This window comes from Modestobacter sp. SYSU DS0290, assembly GCF_054050955.1.
Window position 1 is genome coordinate 36590 of the sequence record NZ_JBJHAI010000012.1, and the last position, 20576, is coordinate 57165.

21 protein-coding genes are annotated in these 20576 nt (G+C 74.9%); 16 read left to right on the forward strand and 5 right to left on the reverse strand.

All coding sequences use genetic code 11. The features are described from left to right. Window positions 1-28 precede the first annotated feature (28 nt). Window positions 29-304 (reverse strand): chorismate mutase, encoded by a 276-nt coding sequence (locus ACI795_RS11775; protein WP_457075686.1) that lies wholly within the window; start codon window positions 302-304, stop codon window positions 29-31. 262 nt (window positions 305-566) lie between these two features. Between ACI795_RS11775 and pcrA the strand changes: the two genes are divergently transcribed. Both pcrA and ACI795_RS11785 read left to right on the forward strand, forming a co-directional pair. After that, window positions 567-2858, forward strand: a complete 2292-nt coding sequence (gene pcrA / locus ACI795_RS11780) for a DNA helicase PcrA (RefSeq protein WP_457075687.1) — start codon at window positions 567-569, stop codon at window positions 2856-2858. A 74-nt stretch (window positions 2859-2932) separates the two neighbouring features. After that, window positions 2933-3073 (forward strand): hypothetical protein, encoded by a 141-nt coding sequence (locus ACI795_RS11785; RefSeq protein WP_457075688.1) that lies wholly within the window; start codon window positions 2933-2935, stop codon window positions 3071-3073. Between the two features lie 16 nt (window positions 3074-3089). Here ACI795_RS11785 and ACI795_RS11790 read toward each other — a convergent pair whose 3' ends face one another. Further along, complete coding sequence (locus ACI795_RS11790) at window positions 3090-4010, reverse strand: M23 family metallopeptidase (RefSeq protein WP_457075689.1); 921 nt, start codon at window positions 4008-4010, stop codon at window positions 3090-3092. 236 nt (window positions 4011-4246) lie between these two features. Beyond that, window positions 4247-5158 (reverse strand): esterase/lipase family protein, encoded by a 912-nt coding sequence (locus tag ACI795_RS11795; RefSeq protein ID WP_457075690.1) that lies wholly within the window; start codon window positions 5156-5158, stop codon window positions 4247-4249. Window positions 5159-5308: 150 nt separating this feature from the next. Between ACI795_RS11795 and ACI795_RS11800 the strand changes: the two genes are divergently transcribed. From ACI795_RS11800 to ACI795_RS11840, 9 genes are all read left to right on the forward strand, one after another. Then, the gene (locus ACI795_RS11800; protein WP_457075691.1) at window positions 5309-6355 is read left to right on the forward strand and encodes a hypothetical protein; all 1047 of its coding nucleotides are present in this window, start codon (window positions 5309-5311) and stop codon (window positions 6353-6355) included. Window positions 6356-6389: 34 nt separating this feature from the next. Next, the gene (locus ACI795_RS11805; RefSeq protein WP_457075692.1) at window positions 6390-6800 is read left to right on the forward strand and encodes a cobalamin B12-binding domain-containing protein; all 411 of its coding nucleotides are present in this window, start codon (window positions 6390-6392) and stop codon (window positions 6798-6800) included. A gap of 86 nt (window positions 6801-6886) precedes the next feature. After that, window positions 6887-8050: an ADP-forming succinate--CoA ligase subunit beta gene (gene sucC / locus ACI795_RS11810; RefSeq protein WP_457075693.1), complete on the forward strand. Its 1164-nt coding sequence runs from the start codon at window positions 6887-6889 to the stop codon at window positions 8048-8050. 27 nt (window positions 8051-8077) lie between these two features. Continuing rightward, complete coding sequence (sucD, locus tag ACI795_RS11815) at window positions 8078-8956, forward strand: succinate--CoA ligase subunit alpha (protein ID WP_457075694.1); 879 nt, start codon at window positions 8078-8080, stop codon at window positions 8954-8956. Between the two features lie 119 nt (window positions 8957-9075). Beyond that, a complete protein-coding gene (locus ACI795_RS11820) occupies window positions 9076-9900 on the forward strand; it encodes a hypothetical protein (protein WP_457075695.1) in 825 nt (274 codons plus the stop codon). Window positions 9901-9974: 74 nt separating this feature from the next. Further along, window positions 9975-11168, forward strand: coding sequence for a cell division protein PerM (locus ACI795_RS11825; RefSeq protein ID WP_457075696.1), 1194 nt, complete (start codon window positions 9975-9977; stop codon window positions 11166-11168). Window positions 11169-11228: 60 nt separating this feature from the next. Continuing rightward, window positions 11229-11891, forward strand: a complete 663-nt coding sequence (gene purN / locus ACI795_RS11830; protein WP_457075697.1) for a phosphoribosylglycinamide formyltransferase — start codon at window positions 11229-11231, stop codon at window positions 11889-11891. Then, on the forward strand, window positions 11888-13438 hold the full coding sequence (purH, locus tag ACI795_RS11835; RefSeq protein ID WP_457075698.1) for a bifunctional phosphoribosylaminoimidazolecarboxamide formyltransferase/IMP cyclohydrolase: 1551 nt from the start codon (window positions 11888-11890) through the stop codon (window positions 13436-13438). Before purN ends, purH begins: the two co-directional genes overlap by 4 nt. 70 nt (window positions 13439-13508) lie before the next feature. Further along, window positions 13509-14129: a pentapeptide repeat-containing protein gene (locus tag ACI795_RS11840; RefSeq protein ID WP_457075699.1), complete on the forward strand. Its 621-nt coding sequence runs from the start codon at window positions 13509-13511 to the stop codon at window positions 14127-14129. Window positions 14130-14192: 63 nt separating this feature from the next. Here the strand turns inward: ACI795_RS11840 and ACI795_RS11845 are convergent, their stop codons facing one another. After that, the gene (locus tag ACI795_RS11845) at window positions 14193-14879 is read right to left on the reverse strand and encodes a hypothetical protein (protein ID WP_457075700.1); all 687 of its coding nucleotides are present in this window, start codon (window positions 14877-14879) and stop codon (window positions 14193-14195) included. A gap of 84 nt (window positions 14880-14963) precedes the next feature. Here ACI795_RS11845 and ACI795_RS11850 point away from each other — a divergent pair, with 84 nt between their 5' ends. From ACI795_RS11850 to ACI795_RS11870, 5 genes are all read left to right on the forward strand, one after another. Further along, entirely contained in the window at window positions 14964-15833 is an 870-nt protein-coding gene (locus ACI795_RS11850; RefSeq protein WP_457075701.1) for a bifunctional methylenetetrahydrofolate dehydrogenase/methenyltetrahydrofolate cyclohydrolase, read from the forward strand. Then, complete coding sequence (locus ACI795_RS11855) at window positions 15830-16144, forward strand: DUF3017 domain-containing protein (RefSeq protein WP_457075702.1); 315 nt, start codon at window positions 15830-15832, stop codon at window positions 16142-16144. Before ACI795_RS11850 ends, ACI795_RS11855 begins: the two co-directional genes overlap by 4 nt. A gap of 57 nt (window positions 16145-16201) precedes the next feature. Then, complete coding sequence (mdh, locus tag ACI795_RS11860) at window positions 16202-17155, forward strand: malate dehydrogenase (protein WP_457075703.1); 954 nt, start codon at window positions 16202-16204, stop codon at window positions 17153-17155. 38 nt (window positions 17156-17193) lie between these two features. Further along, on the forward strand, window positions 17194-18408 hold the full coding sequence (locus tag ACI795_RS11865) for an NADP-dependent isocitrate dehydrogenase (protein WP_457075704.1): 1215 nt from the start codon (window positions 17194-17196) through the stop codon (window positions 18406-18408). Window positions 18409-18637: 229 nt separating this feature from the next. After that, the gene (locus ACI795_RS11870) at window positions 18638-19489 is read left to right on the forward strand and encodes an endonuclease domain-containing protein (RefSeq protein WP_457075705.1); all 852 of its coding nucleotides are present in this window, start codon (window positions 18638-18640) and stop codon (window positions 19487-19489) included. A 92-nt stretch (window positions 19490-19581) separates the two neighbouring features. On the opposite strand, the gene ACI795_RS11875 is transcribed toward ACI795_RS11870, so the two are convergent. After that, the gene (locus ACI795_RS11875; protein ID WP_457075706.1) at window positions 19582-20448 is read right to left on the reverse strand and encodes a CAP domain-containing protein; all 867 of its coding nucleotides are present in this window, start codon (window positions 20446-20448) and stop codon (window positions 19582-19584) included. Window positions 20449-20576 lie beyond the last annotated feature (128 nt).

The following is a 20576-nucleotide window of genomic DNA, read 5'->3' on the forward strand; positions in this document are numbered from 1 at the left end:
CGAGGGGGGAGGAGGACGGGGTCCTTCGTCAGAGGCGGCCGCGGCCCTGGCGCAGCAGCATCATCCCGAGCGCGGCGCCGTCCGGGCCGAGCGCACTGCGGAAGCGGGAGAGCACCTGGCGCTCGCGCGAGAGGTTGAGCCGCATGCCGCCCGAGGCGGTGCGCAGCGAGCCGATCTGCTGGGAGATCGCCAGCCGGCGCTGCACCAGCTCGATGATCTGGGCGTCGCAGGCGTCGATCTCGCCGCGGAGCGCGCCGATCAGGTCGTCGGCGGGGGGGAGCTGTTCGGTGGTGGGGGTGCTCATCGGGGGCCTCCGGGGTGGTGGAGGGCCGTCGGACCCCGCAAGACGAGAAACGCCCCGGGGCCATCGGGCCCGGGGCGTCGTGTGCGGTGGCTGCTCAGCCAGCGGTGACGGACACCGGAACCCGGTGGCCGTAGTAAAACTCGCGGTGGCGCAGCACGCAGCGAGTGTGACACGGACGACGCCCGGAGCGCCACCCGCGGCGCGCGCTCGGGGGCGCGCGGCGGCGAGGACCGTCGGACGCCCGGCCTACAGTGGCGTCGTCATGAGCAGCCCGCAGATCTCCCTCCCCGGCACCGCCGCGCTCGCCCGCTCCACCCCCGGCCAGACCGGGCGGGAGCTCGACCGGATGCTCGCCGGCCTCAACGGCCCGCAGCGCGACGCCGTCGTCCACGAGGGCAGCCCGCTGCTCATCGTCGCCGGCGCGGGGTCGGGCAAGACCCGGGTGCTCACCCACCGGATCGCCTACCTGCTCGGCGCCCGCGGGGTGCAGCCCGGCGAGATCATGGCGATCACCTTCACCAACAAGGCCGCCGGGGAGATGAAGGAGCGCGTCGCCGCCCTCGTCGGGCCCCGCGCCCGGGCGATGTGGGTGTCGACGTTCCACTCGATGTGCGTGCGCATCCTGCGCGCCGAGTCGGCGAAGCTCGGCATGAAGAGCTCGTTCACCATCTACGACCAGGGCGACTCGGTGCGCCTGATGACGATGGTCGCCCGCGATCTCGACCTGGACGCCAAGCGGTACCCCGGGCGCAGCCTGGCCAACCAGGTGTCGAACCTGAAGAACGAGCTGGTCGACGAGGAGTCCTTCAGCCCCCAGACGGCGCCGGAGAAGGTGCTCAAGGAGGCGTACACGCTGTACCAGCGTCGCCTGCGCGAGGCGCACGCGATGGACTTCGACGACCTGATCATGACCACCGTGCACCTGCTCCAGGCCTTCCCGGACGTCGCCGAGCACTACCGGCGCCGGTTCCGGCACGTGCTGGTCGACGAGTACCAGGACACCAACCACGCCCAGTACATGCTGGTGCGGGAGCTGGCCGGCGGCCCCGGCGGGCCGGTCCCGCAGGCCGAGCTGTGCGTGGTCGGTGACGCCGACCAGTCGATCTACGCCTTCCGCGGCGCCACGATCCGCAACATCGACGAGTTCGAGCGCGACTACCCCGACGCGACGACGATCGTGCTGGAGCAGAACTACCGCTCGACGCAGCGGATCCTGAAGGCCGCCAACACGGTCATCGCGAAGAACACCTCCCGCCGGCCGAAGAACCTGTGGTCCGACGCCGGTGACGGCGAGCTGATCTCCGGCTACGTCGCCGAGAACGAGCACGACGAGGCCGCCTGGGTGGCCGAGCAGATCGACGCGCTCACCGACGAGGGCACGGCGCGGCCGGCCGACATCGCGGTCTTCTACCGCACCAACAACGCCTCCCGGGTGTTCGAGGAGGTGTTCATCCGGGTCGGCATGCCCTACAAGGTGGTCGGCGGGGTGCGCTTCTACGAGCGCAAGGAGGTCCGCGACGCGCTGGCCTACCTGAAGCTCGTCGCCAACCCGGCCGACGTGGTGAGCCTGCGCCGGATCATCAACGTGCCCAAGCGGGGGATCGGCGACAAGGCCGAGTCCTGCATCGAGCAGTTCGCCGACCGCGAGCGGATCGCCTTCGGCACCGCGCTGCGCCGCTGCTCGGAGATCACCACGCTCGCCCCGCGTTCGCTCAAGGCGCTGCAGGAGTTCGTCGCGCTGCTGGAGGAGTTCGAGCAGCTGGTCGAGACCGGCTCGGGCCCGGCCGCGCTGCTGGAGAGCATCCTCGACCGCACCGGTTACCTCGCCGAGCTGTCGGCCAGCACCGACCCGCAGGACGAGGGGCGGGTCGACAACCTCAACGAGCTCATCTCGGTGGCCGCGGAGTTCGAGGCGGCCTCGCCCGGCGGCACGGTCACCGACTTCCTGGAGCAGGTCTCCCTGGTCGCCGACGCCGACCAGATCCCGGTCACCGGCGACGACGCCGGGGTGGTCACCCTGATGACCCTGCACACCGCCAAGGGCCTGGAGTTCCCGGTCGTCTTCCTCACCGGCCTGGAGGACGGCGTCTTCCCGCACCTGCGGGCCCTCGGCGACCCGAAGGAGCTGGAGGAGGAGCGGCGGCTGGCCTACGTCGGCATCACCCGGGCCCAGCAGCGGCTGTTCCTCTCCCGGGCCACGGTGCGCACCAACTGGGGTCAGCCGGCGTACAACCCGCCGTCCCGGTTCCTCGACGAGCTGCCCGCCGACACCGTGCAGTGGACCAACCCGCAGCCGGCGCTGTCCGCCCCGTCGTCGTCGGCCCAGCAGCGGGTCGCCGCGACCGGGCTGTCCACCGGCGGGTTGCGTGGCGGGGCGGGCAACCGCGCCGTGATCAGCGTCGACGTCGGCGACCGGGTCAGCCACGACGCCTTCGGGCTGGGCACCGTGGTCGAGGTCAACGGCGTGGGGGACAAGGTGCAGGCGACGGTCGACTTCGGCTCCGGCGGCACCAAGCGCCTCGTGCTGCGCTACGCCCCGCTGGTCAAGCTCTGACGCAGGGCCGCCGTCGGGTGCTCGAGGCGGCGCACGTCGCGCTCCGCCGGGGGGCAGGGGAGGCCGCGGGCCGCGTGCGCGCGCTGCCCTTCGGGGACGCGCCCCTCGAGGCGGGCCGGACGGTGAGCACGCTCCTGCACGTCACCGACGCTGAGCTCGACCGGGCGCCGGCCGAGATCGGCCGGGTGCTGCAGCCCGGTGCCTCGCGCCGCTGAGCCGCGCTCCTCGGGCTCAGCGAACCGACAGCCCGCGCTCGGCCAGCCACTTCTCCGGGTCGGTGGGCTTGCCGTTCATCCCGCCGACGTGGATCTCGTAGTGCAGGTGGGGGCCGGTCGACTGCCCCTGGTTGCCGACCTTCGCGATCTGCTCGCCGGCCGAGACGACGTCGCCGGCCTCGACGCTGTAGTAGCGCATGTGGCCGTAGATGTGCACGTTGCCGTCGGCGTCCTGGATGTAGACGGCGTTGCCGTAGCCCGACGCCGGGCCGGCCCGCAGCACCACGCCGTCCGTGGCGGAGTGGATCGGGGTCCCCAGTGGTGCGGCCAGGTCCAGGCCCCAGTGCATGGTGCCCCAGCGCATGCAGTAGCAGGTGGTCAGCCGGCCGGTGGTGGGGACGACGAAGTCGGGCTCCCGGGCCGCGCGGGAGGCGGCGATCTCATCCAGCCGCGCGGCCGCCTCGGCCTGGCTGATCTCGCCGCGGGCAGCGGCCACGTCGATGCCGCCGGCGAAGCTGGCGTCCTCCACGCCCAGGCCGTAGGCCTGCCCGGACGCCAGCGGCGTGGCGTCGGTGGGGCCGCCCAGCAGTGCGGCCCCCAGGGCGCCGGTGACCGCGACGGCGAGCAGCACCGGGGCGCGCCGGCCCGGCGGCCGGCGGAGCGCGACGGCCCGCCGGGGGCGGAGGGCGCCGAGGCGGCGGCGCGGCGCACGGCCCTCGTCGTCGGGGGTCTCGCCGGTGGGGGTGTCGTCGGTGGGGGTGTCGTCCCGGGGGCTCCGGTCGGCCGCCGTGGCGGCCGCCAGCTCCTGGTCGAGCTGGGCCCAGTCCTCGTCCCAGTCGGCCTCGTCGGCCCAGCTGCCGACCCAGTCGCCCTCGGGGCTGGGGGCGGCATCGTGGTCCGACCGGGTCCGGCCCACGAGCTCACGCAGTCGGGTCAACGGGCACCTTCCGGGGGTGGCGCCCCGGGGGGAGCCGGGGTGCCTGGCGGGCGCCGGTCACCGGGGAGGGCGACCGGGCTGCACACGGGCTGTGCGACGACGTCGACGGGGAATTCCATCGATGTCATTCCGGACGCTAACGACGGTGCAGGGGACGGACAACGACCTGACGGCTCGTGTCGCGAGGCTGTGCGCTCCGTGACGACACACGCCACTCAGAGCCCAGGTATGCCGTCTCAGGCGGCGATCGGGGCGCCGGTGGGCGCGGTGACGCGATGTCCGGCCAGCGTCGCGGCCACCTCGTCCACGACGCCGCGGTGGATCGGCAGGGACATGTGCCCCACCCCGCGGACGAGCACGTTGCGCACCTGCAGGTCGGGGTGCTCGCACCGGCCGGCGGCGGAGGGGACCACCACCTGGTCCAGGTCGCTGTAGACCGCCGTCACCGGGGTGCGGCAGCCCGGTGCGGGCCGGGCCAGCTCCTCCAGGAGCGGGGAGCCCGGCCGCAGTTGGCGGATCAACGGGGTCGGCAGGACGTGGGCCCACCGCGACCCGCCGTGCGGGGTGCCGAGGGTGACCAGGGACTCGACGCGCGCGTCGCCACCGAGCCGCTGTACCAGGTAGCGGGCGACCAGCCCGCCCAGGCTGTGCCCGACCACGTGCACCCGCTCGTGCCCGGTCTCGCTGCACACCTGCTCGACGTGCCGGCCCAGCGCCTCCGCGGCGCCGGCCACGTCGCGCACCAGCGGGCCGTAGTTCCAGGAGCAGACCTGGGCGAACCCGCGCCGCCGCAGGCTGCGCCGCATCACCGCGAACACCGATCGGTTGTCGACCAGGCCGTGCACCAGCACCACCGGGATCCGGGCGGCCAGGGGGTCGTCGGCGAACAGGGCCCGCACCGTCGGGGGCTGGGTGCCCGGGCGGTAGCGGCCGTCGGCGCGCACCGGTTCGGTGCGGGCGCCCAGCGGGTAGAGCAGCGCGTGCGCACCGACCCAGGCCAGTTCGGTCAGCCCGCCGGTGAGTGCGGTGGGGGTGACCAGCGACCGCAGTCCGAATCGGGTCGACGTCGTCCGGTCCGGGACGTCGGTGCCGGCCTCGGTCGCACCGGCGTGCCACGCTGGGGGAGAGGGTGGATCGGTGGTCAGCACCCTGATCTCCCTCCGCTCGTCCGGCCCGGCGCCGGGGGCGCCGTCTGCACTCGTGGTGTGCTCGGTCCGCGCACCGTAATGCCCTTGTGTGCCGGACGTCACACATCTGCCATGCGACACGACCGACCCAGTGACCTCCGAGGGGGAACCGTGCCCGCCCGCGACCGCGCGCCTGCCCGTTCCACGGCCGGCCGGCCGAGCGCCCGCCGGGCGTCCGGCTCTGCTGCCCGACCGGCCCGCCGGCCGGCGGAGCCGCCGGCCGGTGACCCGCTGGTGGTCGGCGCGGTCCCGGTGTCCGCCCGCATCGCCGGCGTGCTCCTGGCCCTCGCCGGGGTGATCGGCGCCGTCGGTGTCTTCCCCACCTACCTGACGGTCGGCGGAACGGTGATCGACCTGGTGACCGGCCCGCTGGATGCCCTGGTCGCGCTGCTCGCCCCGCTGGTGGCCGTGCTGGTCGGGGCGCTGCTGGCGCTGGGGCGGGTGCCACGGCTGGGGCTGGCCTACGCGGCGGTGAACGGTGCGCTCGCCGTCGGCCGGCTGCTGATCGAGCTGCACCAGGGGCACGGGTCCACCGCTCGTCCGGCGATCGAGGTGCTGGCCGGGGAGCGGGTGCTCACCAGCTCCGTGGACACCGGCGCCGGCTGGGTCCTCGGCGTGGTGGCGCTGGGCCTCGCCGTGCTCGCCGGGGTCGTCGCCCTCGTCGCGTGGGGACGCACCGTCATGGAGGACGCCGGCACGCTGGACCCGGCGCGGCCCGTGCTCGCCGGTGCGGCGGTGGTGCTCGGCGTCGGTGCGGTGCTCTGCCTGGCGCTGCCCGCCGCCGACGTCCCCGACCGGGTGGTGACCGACCCGGCCACCGGACTGCAGACCGTGGTGACCGTCGAGGGGCCGCAGGCGCTGCTGGAGCGGCCCGGCCTCGCGCTGCTCGGTGGCCTGCTGCTCGCCGGTGCCCTGCTGCTGTCCTCGGTGACCGCACCCTCGCTGCGCCCCCGGCTGGCGGCGGTCGGCGGCCTGCTCGCCCTGGCCGTCTTCGTGCTGACCACCGCGCTGGCCGGCATGCGCGACGCCGCGCGGAGCCCGGAGGTGGAGTGGACCGTGCCGGGGATGGGCCTGCTGGTGGTCGGCCTGGCGTTCGCCGGGCTGACCGCCGCCGCCTGGCGCTGGCGGACCGGCACTCCGGGCGCAGCGCGAGAGTGACGCATGCCACGTCGATGGGCCTAGAGTCCACGCCGTGACGAGCGAGCGCATCCGGGTGGTGATCGCCAAGCCCGGCCTCGACGGGCACGACCGCGGCGCCAAGGTCGTCGCGCGCGCCCTGCGCGACGCCGGCATGGAGGTCGTCTACACCGGTCTCCACCAGACGCCGGAGCAGATCGTGGCGACCGTCGTGCAGGAGGACGCCGACGCCGTCGGCCTCTCGGTGCTCTCCGGCGCCCATCTCACGCTCTTCGCCCGGCTCGCCGAGCTGCTGCGTGAGCGCGGGGTCGACGACGTCGTCGTCTTCGGCGGCGGGATCATCCCCGAGGCCGACCTGCCCGAGCTGGCCCGGCTGGGCGTGGCCCGGGTGTTCACCCCCGGCGCCACCACCGAGGAGATCGTCAGCTGGGTGCGCGAGCACGTCGGCACCCCGGCGGGGGCCTGACCGTCCGCACCCGATCGGGGTGACGCGCCGCACACCCGGCCGGGCGCCCGAGCGGTCGCCGGGGAGGCGGGCTACGGTGCCTGCTCGTGGATCTCTTCGAGTACCAGGCCCGTGACCTGTTGGCCGCGCACGGCGTCCCCGTGCTCCCCGGCGGCGTAGCCGAGACACCTGAGCAGGCCGAGGCGATCGCCCGCGAGATCGCGGCGCCCGTCGTGGTCAAGGCCCAGGTCAAGGTCGGCGGCCGGGGCAAGGCGGGCGGCGTCAAGCTCGCCGACGACCCCGAGAGCGCCAAGGCCCGCGCCCAGGACATCCTCGGGCTGGACATCAAGGGCCACGTCACCCACCGCGTGATGGTCGCCCAGGCCAGCGACATCGCGGAGGAGTACTACTTCTCCTACCTGCTGGACCGCTCCAACCGCACCTTCCTGGCGATGGCCTCGAAGGAGGGCGGCATGGAGATCGAGCAGCTCGCCGTCGAGCGCCCGGAGGCGCTGGCCCGCATCCCCGTCGACGCCTCCGTGGGCGTCGACGCGCAGAAGGCCGCCGAGATCGTCGACGCAGCCGGGTTCCCCGCCGAGGTGCGCGACCAGGTCATCGCCATCGCGGTCCAGCTGTGGGACGTCTTCTCCAAGGAGGACGCCACCCTGGTCGAGATCAACCCGCTGGCCAAGGCGCCCGACGGCACGGTCCTCGCGCTGGACGCGAAGGTGACCCTCGACGAGAACGCCGGGTTCCGGCACGCCGAGCACGAGGCCCTCGAGGACGCCGCCTCCGCCGACCCGCTGGAGGCCGCGGCCAAGGCCAAGGACCTCAACTACGTCAAGCTCGAGGGCGAGGTCGGCATCATCGGCAACGGCGCCGGGCTGGTCATGAGCACCCTCGACGTCGTCGCCTACGCCGGTGAGGAGTTCGGCGGCGTCCGCCCGGCGAACTTCCTCGACATCGGTGGCGGCGCCTCGGCCGAGGTGATGGCCAACGGGCTGGGCATCATCCTGTCCGACCCGGCCGTGAAGAGCGTCTTCGTCAACGTGTTCGGCGGGATCACCGCCTGCGACGCCGTCGCCAACGGCATCGTCGCGGCCCTCGGCCAGCTCGGCGACGAGGCCAGCAAGCCGCTGGTCGTCCGGCTCGACGGCAACAACGTGGAGGAGGGGCGGCAGATCCTCGCCGACGCCAACCACCCGCTGGTGACCGTGGTGGACACGATGGACGGTGCCGCCCGCCGGGCCGCCGAGCTCGCCGCCCTCTGACCCCCCGCTGCGAACAGGACAACTGAGATGTCGATCTTCCTCACCGAGAACAGCAAGGTCATCGTCCAGGGCATGACCGGCTCCGAGGGGCGCAAGCACACCCAGCGCATGCTCGCCTCCGGCACCGCCATCGTCGGTGGCGTCAACCCGAAGAAGGCCGGCGAGACCGTCGACTTCGACGGCGCCAGCGTCCCCGTGTTCGGCAGCGTCTCCGACGCCATGAAGGAGACCGGCGCCGACGTCAGCGTCATCTTCGTCCCGCCGGCCGGGGCGAAGAACGCCGTCATCGAGGCCGTCGACGCCCAGATCGGGCTCGCCGTCGTGATCACCGAGGGCATCCCGGTGCACGACTCCACCTACTTCTGGGCGCACGCCCAGGGCGGCACCACCCGGATCATCGGCCCGAACTGCCCGGGCCTGATCAGCCCCGGGCGGTCCAACGCCGGGATCATCCCGGCGAACATCACCAAGGCCGGCAAGATCGGCCTGGTCAGCAAGAGCGGCACGCTGACGTACCAGATGATGTACGAGCTGCGGGACATCGGCTTCTCCACCGCCGTCGGCATCGGCGGTGACCCGGTCATCGGCACCACGCACATCGACTGCCTCCAGGCGTTCCAGGACGACCCGGAGACCGAGGCGATCGTGATGATCGGCGAGATCGGTGGCGACGCCGAGGAGCGGGCCGCGGACTTCATCAAGGCCAACGTGACCAAGCCGGTCGTCGGCTACGTGGCCGGCTTCACCGCGCCCGAGGGCAAGACCATGGGCCACGCCGGTGCGATCGTCTCCGGCTCGGCCGGCACCGCCCAGGCCAAGCAGGAGGCCCTCGAGGCCGCCGGCGTCCGGGTGGGGAAGACCCCGTCGGAGACCGCGCTGCTGATGCGCGAGATCGTCGGGGGCTGACGCCGCCGCTGTTCCGCACGGCCGCTGCCCGGCACCTCCCCGGAGGTGCCGGGCAGCGGCGTTCCCGGTGGGGGACGATGCGGAGGACCCTGCCACGTACTCCGAGGAGAGCCGCCGCGATGACGTCCAGTGGTCCCGAGCAGCACCCGGCCGGGCCGGGCCCGGAGCCCGAGCGCGCGGCCGGGTCCCCGGCCGCGCACCCTCCCGCCCCGGCGCCCCGCCGCCGGCCCGGGCTGCGGGTGCTGGGCTGGGCCGACCTCGTCGTCCCGGCCGGGGCCCTGCTCTACCTGGTCTTCCTGAGCGTGCCCTGGTTCAGCGTGCCGGGGTACGACCTGGGCTTCGGCTACAGCGCGCCCGGCATGTCGGTCAACGGCTTCCAGTCGCCGTTGCTGACCCTCGCGCTGCTGCTGGTGCTGGTGGCCGCGGTGTGGAGCGTCCTGCCGGCGTTCCGCGAGGTCCGGGTCCCGTTCCCGCGCGCCGTCGTCCCGGCCGGCCTGGCGGCGCTGGCCTTCCTGCTGACCCTCACCGAGTGGCTGACCACCTTCGACGCCGGCTTCACGCTGATGGGGCTGCTCGCCTTCCTCACCGCGACGGCGCTGCTGGTGGTCACGCTCTCCCGGCTGCTCGCCGACCTGCGGGCGGCCGGCGCCGCGCCCGTCGGCTGGGCCGGCGCACCGCAACCGCCTCCCGGCGCCCCGGGCTGGGGTGTGCCGCCGTACGCGCCGCCCGGGTACGGCGCCGGCCCCTACGAGGCCGCGCCGCCGTACGGGAGCTGGGGGCACGGGGTGCACCCGCAGTACGCGCCGCCTGCTCACCACCCGCAGCCCCCGGAGTCCGGCTGGTACCAGGGCCCGCCCACCTGGAGCCCGCCCCCGGCGCCGGCTCCCGCTCCCGAGCGCGGTCCCGAACAGCCCGGCGGCAGCACCGCCGCCGGGGGCGGCTGACCGCTGGCCTGTGAGATGACCGGACCCGGCGCGTGCACCGCTGATCCGGCGACGCCGCTTGCGAGAGTGGTGAGGTGACGTCCCTGCTGTCCCGCCTGCCCCTCGGGTCGCACGGCACCGGCGGACGGCGTGGCCCCGCCACCGGCTGGCTCGCGGTGGCCACCGCCCTCGCGGTGTCGGTCACCGGGCTGCTCGGGCTCTGGCTCGCGCTGCTCGTGGTGCAGGCCCTCGACCCCGACGGCGGGCTGCCGGCGGGCTCGTCGGCGCGGGTGGCCGGCCAGCTGTGGTCGCTCGCGCACGGCGCGGCGGTCGAGCTCCCCTCCGGACCGCTCCGGATCGCGCCCCTGCTGGTCACCGCGGGCACCGCCTGGGGCCTGGCCCGGGCGGCCGGGTCGGTGGTGGCGGTGCGCGAGCTGGACTCGCCCCGGTCGGTCGCCGGGGTGCTGGGTGCCGTGGTCGCGGCGCACGCCGTCACGACGGCGTTGGTCGCCGTGCTGGTCAGCACGCCGGACGCCGAGGTGGGGGTGGGCCGGCCGCTGGTGGGGGCGGTGGTGCTGGCGCTGCTCGCCGGTGGCGCCGGGGTGCTGCGCGACTCACCGCTGGGCGGGGAGCTGCTGGACCGGTTCCCCGGTCCGGGGCGGGCCGTGCTGCGCGCCGTGGCCGCGGGCACCCTGGCGCTGGCCGCCGGCTGTGCCGCGGTCCTCGCCGTCGCCCTGGCGTCCGACGCCGACGGCGCCGCCGCCATGGTCACCGGGCTCGGTGGCGCGAGCGCCGGGGCCGCCGGGCTGACCGGGCTGAGCGTGCTGCTGCTGCCCAACGCCCTCGCCGCGGTCGCCGGGCTGGCCGCCGGGCCGGGGTTCGTCGTCGGGGCGGGCACCTTCGTCTCGGTGGGCGGCGTGACGCTCGGACCGGTGCCGGCGTTGCCGCTGCTGGCCGCCCTGCCCGACACCCAGGCCGTGCCGCTGGTCGCGTTCCTGTCCCAGGCGCTGCCCGCGCTCGCCGGGCTGGTCGCCGGGATCGCGCTGGGGCGCCGGCTGGAGGACGCCGACGGCGGCGCGGTCACCGCCGCGTTGTGGGGCGTCGTCGCCGCGGTCGGCGTCGGCGCCGTCACCGGGCTGTGGGTGCTCGTCGCCGGTGGTTCGCTGGGCGATGCCGCCCTGGCCGAGGTGGGCGCACCGGCGCTGGCCACCGGGCTGGCGGTGGCCGTGCAGGCCGGGATCGCCGCCGTCCCCGGCGCCGCCGTCGCCCGCTGGCGCAGCCGTCCCTGACCCGTCGGCACCGGACCCGTCGGCACCGGCCCCTGGGCCCGGACACTAGGGTCTGCGGACGTGCCCGCCGACGCATCCGCCGTCCCGGGGACGCCGGGTGCCCGCGCGCGCGTGGTGGTCCTGCTGTCCGGAGCCGGTTCGCTGTGCGCGGCCCTGCTCGCCGCGACCGACGAGCCCGGCTATCCGGCGGAGGTCGTCGCCGTCGGCGCGGACCGCCCGGACGCCGCCGGGCTGGCCCTCGCCGCCGACCGCGGGATCGACACCTTCGTCGTCGCCCTGCGCGAGCACCCCGACCGGGCGTCCTGGGACCGGGCGCTGGCCGCTGCGCTGGCCGAGCGCCGTCCCGACTGGGTGGTCTCCGCCGGGTTCATGAAGCTGCTGGGCCCGGCCGTGCTGGCCGCCCTCGACGGCCGGGTGGTCAACACCCACCCGGCGCTGCTGCCCGCCTTCCCCGGCGCGCACGCCGTCCGCGACGCCCTGGCCGCCGGCGTGGCCACCACCGGCGCGACCGTGCACCTGGTGGACGCCGGCCTGGACACCGGCCCGGTGCTGACCCAGCGCCCCGTCCCGGTGCACGCCGACGACGACGAGGCGAGCCTGCACGAACGGATCAAGACCGTCGAGCGCGAGCTCCTGGTGGACACCGTGGCCGCGCTGGCCACCGGCGCCCCGATCCCCTCCCTACCGACTCCTGCCATCCCGACCGAGGAGAGCCCCCGATGACCGAGCGCATCCCTGTCCGCCGCGCGCTGCTGGGCGTCTACGACAAGACCGGCATCGACGAGCTCGCCCGCGGCCTCGTCGACGCCGGTGTCGAGCTGGTCAGCACCGGCGCCACCGCGGCCCGGATCGCCGCCGCCGGGCTGCCGGTCACCCCCGTCGAGGAGGTCACCGGCTTCCCCGAGTGCCTCGACGGCCGGGTGAAGACGCTGCACCCGGCCGTGCACGCCGGGATCCTGGCCGACCGGCGCAAGCCGTCGCACGTGGCCCAGCTGGACGAGCTGGGCATCGCCGCCTTCGACCTGGTCGTGGTGAACCTCTACCCGTTCAGCGACACGGTGGCCTCCGGCGCCTCGCCGGACGAGTGCATCGAGCAGATCGACATCGGCGGACCGGCGATGGTCCGCGCGGCGGGCAAGAACCACCCGTCCGTCGCCGTCGTCGTCGACCCGGGCCGGTACGACGAGGTCGTCGAGGCGGTCGCCGCCGGCGGCTTCACCCTGGCCCAGCGCCAGCAGCTGGCCGCGGAGGCGTTCCGGCACACCGCCGCCTACGACGTCGCGGTCGCCTCCTGGATGGGCAACGTGCTCTCCCCGGACGACGAGAGCGGCTTCCCCGAGTGGGTCGGCGGCAGCTGGGAGCGCACCGACGTCCTGCGCTACGGGGAGAACCCGCACCAGGGGGCGGCCCTCTACCGCAGTGGGCAGCCCGGGCTGGCCGACGCCGAGCAGCTGCACGGCAAGCAGATGTCCTACAACAACTACGTCGACACCGACGCCGCCTGGCGGGCCGCGCACGACCACACCGACCCGTGCGTGGCGATCATCAAGCACGCCAACCCCTGCGGGATCGCCGTCGGCGCGGACATCGCCTCGGCCCACCGCAAGGCGCACGCGTGCGACCCGGTCTCGGCCTTCGGCGGGGTGATCGCCGCCAACCGCGAGGTGGACCTGACCCTGGCCGAGCAGATCTCGGAGGTGTTCACCGAGGTCGTCGTCGCCCCCTCGTTCACCGAGGACGCCCTCGGGCTGCTCACCCAGAAGAAGAACGTCCGGCTGCTCCGGATGCCCGAGGCGCCGCGGCTGACCGTCGAGCTGCGCCCGGTCAGCGGCGGGTTGCTGCTGCAGACCGCCGACCGGATCGACGCCGCCGGCGACGACCCGACCAGCTGGACCCTGGCCACCGGCCAGCCGCTGGACGCCGCCGGCCTGGACGACCTGGTCTTCGCCTGGCGGGCGGTGCGCGCGGTGAAGAGCAACGCCATCCTGCTGGCCAGCGACCGGGCCACCGTGGGCGTGGGCATGGGGCAGGTCAACCGGGTCGACTCCGCCCGGCTCGCCGTGGCGCGGGCGGGGGAGCGGGCCGCCGGGTCGGTGGCCGCCTCCGACGCGTTCTTCCCGTTCGCCGACGGGCTCCAGGTGCTGCTGGACGCCGGGGTGCGTGCCGTGGTGCAGCCGGGCGGTTCGGTGCGCGACGACGAGGTGATCGCCGCCGCGGCGGCCGCCGGGGTGACGCTGTACCTGACCGGCACCCGCCACTTCGCCCACTGAGGAAGGACCCTCTCCTCCTCACCCCTCGCAGGCTCGGGGCGAGCCTCTGGAGAGGCCGTAGGGTGCTGTGGTGATCGACAAGGAACCGCCGGAGCCGGACACCGTCTGGGAGGGCGAGGACCTGGCCCGCGTCGAGTGGGACTGGGCCCGGCTGGAGCGGGTCACCTTCGTCGACTGCCGCTTCGACGACGCCTCGTTCGCCGAGCTGGTCACGGTGCGCTGCGTCTTCGACCAGTGCGTGCTCACCGGCGTGGCGATGTCCGGTGCCCGGCACGAGGGGACGGCGTTCCTCTCCTGCCGGTTCGACCGCGCGCGCCTGTCCGGCAGCACCTGGTCCGGCTGCAAGCTCACCGGCTCGCAGTTCCCGGGTGCGACGCTGCGCCCGATGACCAGTGCGGACTCCGACTGGAGCTACACGTCGCTGCGGGGGGTCGACCTGTCCGGGGTCGACCTGTCGGGGCAGAAGCTGGTCGAGGCCGACCTGACCGACACCGACCTGCGGGAGTCCGACCTCACCCGCGCCGACCTGCGGCACGCCCGGCTGCAGACCACCCGGCTGCGGGGGGCCGACCTGCGCGGCGCGGACACCGACGGGGTGAACTGGCACGGCTTCGACGTCACCGGGGTGCGGCTGGACGTCGTGCAGGCGGTGACGTTCGCCCGCGCCCACGGGGCGCTGGTCGCCGACTGACCCGTCACGGCCCCGTCCGGAGGCTCGCCCCGAGCCTGCGAGGGGTGCGGAGGACGGGGTCCTTCACCAGCGGGTGCGCTCTCCGGTGACCAGCGCCTTGAGGCCGCCGAGCACGCCGAGCGCCGCGGCGGCGACGGCGAACCAGGCGCCGACCGCCCACCGCTCCAGGTCCCAGTCGGCGTCGGCCAGCGGCACCAGCACGCCGGCCGCGACCACGAGCGCCACCACCAGCGCGAGCGCACCGAGGAACCGGTGGGTGCGGGCCGGCACGAACAGCAGCAGGCCCAGCAGGAAGAGCACCGCACCCCCGCCCGCCACGGCCGGGACCGCCCAGTCGAGGTGGCCGGCCAGCCCGCCCGGACCCTCCGCGAGGTCGTCCAGGCTCCGCTGCACCAGCACCAGGCCCCGGTCGCCGCCGTCGACCCACACGACGAGCAGGCTGAGCCCGGCCGCCACCCCGGCCAGCAGGAGCAGCAGGCCGGCCAGGGTGTCCGGTCGCCGGCAGACGGCCGGCCGGCCCCCGGCGTCGTCGGCCGGCTGCCGGACGGCGACCGGCGCGGTCGGTGGCCAGGACGTCGCCGGGCTGCTCTCCGGAGTGGGGTCCCAGCGCGCCTCGGTGTGCACCACCTCGGTGGGCTGGTCGGCCAGCGGCTGCGCGGGCAGACGCCCGCCCGTCCACGCGGAGCTGCCGTGGGGAGTGGGGTCGCCGTCCCACGACGACTGCCGGGAGAGGCGGTCGGGCTCGCTCATCGGTCCTCCTCGCGCGCGGGCCGGCCCACGGAGCTGCCGGTGTCCGGGAGCCTAGGGGGAGCGGGCGTGCGGCAGACTGGTCCCGTGGCGGCGACGACTCTGGACGGCAAGGCGACGGCGGCGGCGATCCGGGCGGAGCTGACCGAGCGGGTGGCCTCGCTCGCGGCGGCCGGGCGGCGCCCGGGGCTGGGCACGCTGCTGGTCGGTGACGACCCGGGCAGCCGGTGGTACGTCTCGGCGAAGCACTCCGACTGCGCCGAGGTGGGCATCGCCAGCATCCAGCGCGAGCTGCCGGCCAGCGCCACGCTCACCGACGTGCTGGCCGTCGTCGACGAGCTCAACGCCGACCCGGCGTGCACCGGCTACATCGTCCAGCTCCCGCTGCCGCGGGGCATCGACGAGAGCGAGGTGCTGGAGCGGATGGACCCGGCCAAGGACGCCGACGGGCTGCACCCGGTGAACCTGGGCCGGTTGGTGCTCGGCGTGCCCGGCCCGCTGCCGTGCACCCCGGTCGGCATCGTGGAGCTGCTGCGCCGGTACGACGTACCGCTGGCCGGTGCCGAGGTCGTCGTCGTCGGGCGGGGGATCACCGTCGGCCGGCCGCTGGGCCTGCTGCTGACCCGGCGCACCGAGAACGCGACCGTGACCCTCTGCCACACCGGCACCCGCGACCTGGCGGCGCACACCCTGGGCGCCGACGTCGTGATCGCCGCCGCCGGGGTGCCCGGGCTGATCACCGGGGACATGGTCAAGCCCGGTGCCGCGGTCCTGGACGTCGGCGTCAGCCGGGTCGACGGGAAGATCGCCGGCGACGTCGCCGCCGACGTCCGCGAGGTCGCCGGCTTCGTCGCGCCGAACCCCGGCGGGGTCGGGCCGATGACCCGGGCGATGCTGCTGGCCAACGTCGTTCTCGCCGCCGAGCAGGCCACCGGGGCCGAGGTGCTCTCGGCGTGACCCGGCCGGCACCGGCCCCCGAGCCGCTGTACCGGCGGCGGCCGCTGCTGGCCGGCTTCGTGCGGCAGTGGCCGCTGCTGCTGGTCATCGTGCTGGTCGCGGCCGGCCTGGCGCTGGTGGCGCTCGAGCAGTGGCGCCGCGGCCTGGTCGTCATGGGGCTGGCCACGGTCTGTGCGGCGCTCCTGCGCCTGCTCCTGCCGGCCCGCCGGATCGGCTTCCTGGCGGTGCGCAGCCGCCGGGTCGACGTCGGGCTCAGCCTCGTGGTGGGCCTGGCGGTCGCCGGCACCGCGCTCGCCGTCCCGGCCGACTGACCCGTGCGGGGCGCCCCGCATGGCCGCGGGGGCGGGTCCGGGGCTAGGTTGGCGGGCATGGCGGAGCGGGACCGGCAGGGCAAGGTGACCGTCGTCGGCGCCGGCTTCTACGGCTCGACCACAGCGCTGCGGTTGGCGGAGTACGACCTGTTCGAGACCGTGGTGCTCACCGACATCGTCGAGGGCAAGCCCGAGGGCCTCGCGCTGGACATCAACCAGTCACGGCCGATCGAGGGCTTCGAGACCCGCGTCGTGGGCGTCGGCGGTGGGTCCTACGAGGGCACCGAGGGCTCCGACATCGTGGTCATCACCGCCGGTCTGCCGCGCAAGCCCGGCATGAGCCGGATGGACCTGATCGAGACCAACGCCGGCATCGTCCGCTCGGTCGCGGAGAACGTCGCCCGCACCTCACCGGAGGCCGTCGTCATCGTCGTCTCCAACCCGCTCGACGAGATGACCGCGCTGGCGCAGCTGGCCACCGGCTTCCCGAAGGCGCGGGTCATGGGGCAGGCGGGGATGCTCGACACGGCCCGGTTCACCGACAACGTGGCCCAGGAGTGCGGCGTCCCGGTCGGCTCGGTGCGCACCCTGACGCTCGGGTCGCACGGCGACACGATGGTCCCGGTGCCCTCGCGCTGCACCGTCGACGGCCGCCCGCTGGCCGAGGTGCTGCCGGCCGACCGGATCGCGCACCTGGTCGACCGCACCCGCAACGGCGGGGCCGAGGTCGTCGCGCTGCTGAAGACCGGTTCGGCGTACTACGCGCCGTCCGCCGCGGCCGCCCGGATGGCCCGCGCGGTGCGCGAGGACGCCGGGGCGGTCATGCCGGTGTGCGCCTGGGTCGACGGCGAGTACGGCATCTCCGGGGTCTACCTGGGGGTCGAGGCCGAGATCGGCCGGACAGGAGTGCGGCGGGTCGTGCAGAGCGACCTGACCGACAGTGAGCTGGCGGGCCTGCGCGAGGCCGCCGAGGCCGTGCGTGCCAAGCAGGCCGATGTAGCCGACCTCTGACCACGACGGTCAGAGCTGCAGAGAGGGATACCAACCACGTGAGCAAGATCAAGGTCGAGGGCAAGGTCGTCGAGCTCGACGGCGACGAGATGACCCGGATCATCTGGCAGTTCATCAAGGACCAGCTGATCCTCCCGTACCTGGACGTCGACCTCGAGTACTACGACCTCGGCATCGAGGCGCGCGACGCCACCGACGACCAGATCACCGTCGACGCCGCGAACGCCATCAAGCAGCACGGCGTCGGCGTCAAGTGCGCCACCATCACCCCGGACGAGGCGCGGGTCGAGGAGTTCGGCCTCAAGCGGATGTACCGCTCGCCCAACGGCACGATCCGCAACATCCTCGGCGGCGTCATCTTCCGCGAGCCGATCATCATGGCCAACGTGCCGCGGCTGGTGCCCGGCTGGACCAAGCCGATCATCGTCGGCCGGCACGCCTACGGTGACCAGTACCGGGCCACCGACTTCCGGTTCCCCGGCGAGGGCACCCTGACGCTGACCTACACCCCGAAGGACGGCTCCGCGCCGATCGAGCACGAGGTGTTCCAGACCCCCGGCCCCGGCGTCGTGATGGGCATGTACAACCTCGACGAGTCGATCCGCGACTTCGCCCGCGCCTCGCTGAACTACGGCCTGGCCCGTAACTACCCGGTGTACCTGTCCACGAAGAACACGATCCTGAAGGCCTACGACGGCCGGTTCAAGGACATCTTCGAGGAGACGTTCCAGGCGGAGTTCGCCGACAAGTTCAAGGAAGCCGGCATCACCTACGAGCACCGGCTCATCGACGACATGGTCGCCGCCTCGCTGAAGTGGGAGGGCGGTTACGTCTGGGCGTGCAAGAACTACGACGGTGACGTCCAGTCCGACACCGTGGCGCAGGGCTTCGGCTCGCTGGGCCTGATGACCTCGGTGCTCGCCAGCCCCGACGGCCGCACGGTCGAGGCCGAGGCGGCGCACGGCACGGTCACCCGGCACTTCCGCGCGCACCAGCGCGGTGAGGCCACCTCGACCAACCCGATCGCCTCGATCTTCGCCTGGACCCGTGGCCTGGCCCACCGCGGCAAGCTGGACAACACCCCCGAGGTGACCCGGTTCGCCGAGACCCTGGAGAAGGTCTGCATCGACACCGTCGAGAGCGGCCAGATGACCAAGGACCTGGCGCTGCTGATCAGCAAGGACAGCCCGTGGCTGAACACCCAGGACTTCCTGGCGGCCATCGACGCCAACCTGCAGAAGGCCATGGTCTGAGCACCGCCTGACGCCTGCGTTGCACGGACGGCCCCCGCGACCACTGGTCGCGGGGGCCGTCCCGCGTCCGGGGGTGTGACCGGCGCATCGAGATCGGGCTCAGGGCGGTCATCCTGCTCGGGAGACAGCGCTCAGCCCGTGGTGATCATGCCTGTGGGCGACGGCAGCAGCCGGGGCGACGTCTCCGGCAGGCTCCTGGCGTGCCACGGCCGCCGCACCGCCCACCCCCGTGCTGCGAGGGCGGGTCTTCCGCGGCACCTGGGCGGTCGAGCAGGGCCTGCTCACGAAGGCGCAGCTGCGCAGCAGCGCGTGGCGGCGCCTCCGCGCGGACGTCTACGCCGACGCTGCCGAGCCCTGCGTCCACCGGCTGCACGCCCGCGGGGTGGCGCTGGTGATGCCCCGCGCCGCGGCCCTGGCCGGGCGGACGGCGGCCGACCTGCTGGGCGTGCCCGGTGCCGCCGGCCCCGGGGACCCGGTGGAGGTGACCCTGCGGCCTGGGACCCGTTGGGACCCCCAGCCGGGGATCGTGGTGCGCACCGCGCCGCTGGCGGGGGACGTCGTCGCCCGGGGCCCGTTCCTGCGCTGGACCTCCGGGCTGCGCACCGCCGTCGACGTGGCCCGGTTCGCGCCACCGGACGATGCCGTGGTGCTGCTCGACCAGCTGGTGCACGCCGGCGCGGTGCAGCTCGACGCGGTGCGCGCCGCCGTCGCCGCGCTGCCCACGTGCCGCGGCGTCGCTCGCGCCCGCCGAGCCGTGGCGGCGGCCGACGGGCGGGCCGAGTCGCCGCAGGAGACCCGGCTGCGGCTCTTCCTGGCGGCGCACGGGCTGCCCGCACCGGTGTCCCAGTTCGAGGTCCGCGTGGCGGGCCGGTTCGTGGCCCGGGTCGACTTCGCCTGGCCCGAGCGACGGGTCGCGCTGGAGTACGACGGCGCCTGGCACGCCGAGCCGGGCCAGTTCGGCCGGGACCGCCAGCGCCTCACCGCACTCGCCGCGGCCGGCTGGCGGGTGCTGTTCGTGACCGCCGTCGACCTGCGCCGTCCGGTCCTGCTGCTCGCCCGGCTGGCGGACGCGCTGGCGTGATCACCTCGGGCGGAGCGCGGTCATCCTGCGTGGGAGACAGCGCTCAGCCCGATCTCGGCAGTCAGCCCTTCCCGGTGGGCGGGCGAGAGCGCTCAGGCGCCGAACAACTGGGTCCACCAGGGGCCGCCGGGCCCCTGGGCCACGCCGACGCCGAGGGTGCCCAGCTGGCAGTCGAGGATGTTCGCCCGGTGGCCGGGGCTGTTCATCCAGGCGGTCATGACCGCGGCGGCGTCCGGCTGGCCGTAGGCGATGTTCTCCGCTCGCGCGTGCTGGATCCCGGCGGCCCGGGCCCGGGCGAACGGGTCACGACCGTCGGGGTCGACGTGGGAGAAGAACCCGCGGTCGCGCATGTCCTCGCTGTGGGCGCGGGCGACACCGGCGAGGCCTGGATCGGCCGCGACCGCCGGGCAGCCGGCCGCTGCGCGCTCGGCGTTGACCAGGTCCAGCACCTGCTGCTCGGTGCTCGACCCGGCGGCCGCCGCGGCCACCGGGGCCGGGTCGGGTGCCGGCGCCGGGGCGGGAGCCGACGCCGGGGAGGCCGGCGCCTCGGGCTCGGGGGCCGGCGTGGACTCGGCGGCCGGCGGCGCGGCGGCCTCGACTGCGGAGGTCCCGGCCGCGACGGTCTCGGGCGCGGGGCTCTCCGGAGCCGGGCTCAGCGGTGCGTTGCTGCTCGGGGCGGTGCTGTCCGGGGCGGTGCTGCCCGGGGCGGCGGTCTCGGTGACCGCCTCGGCCGGTGCGGCGCCGGCTGCCGGCGGGCGGGGCTGCGGACCCCCGGCGGCGGTCTCGGCGAGGTGGGTGCGCACCACGCCGTGCACGACGGTCACGGTGGCGGCGAGCAGCACCAGGACGGCGGCCAGCATCAGCGGCGCCCAGAGCGGCCGGCCACGCCAGCTGAGCGGGCGGGACAGCGCGGCGTCCAGGCGCCGGAGCGTGGACGGGCGGGACGGGTGGGAGGGCACGGCTCGTCCTCAGCAGCAGATCGCGGACATCACCCGGTCGAGGGTAGACGGAGACGGAGAGTCACCAGCGTGTCGTCGTCCGGAACACCCGGGGGAGGAGAGCGGGTTCTCGGGAGGACCCGTCACGG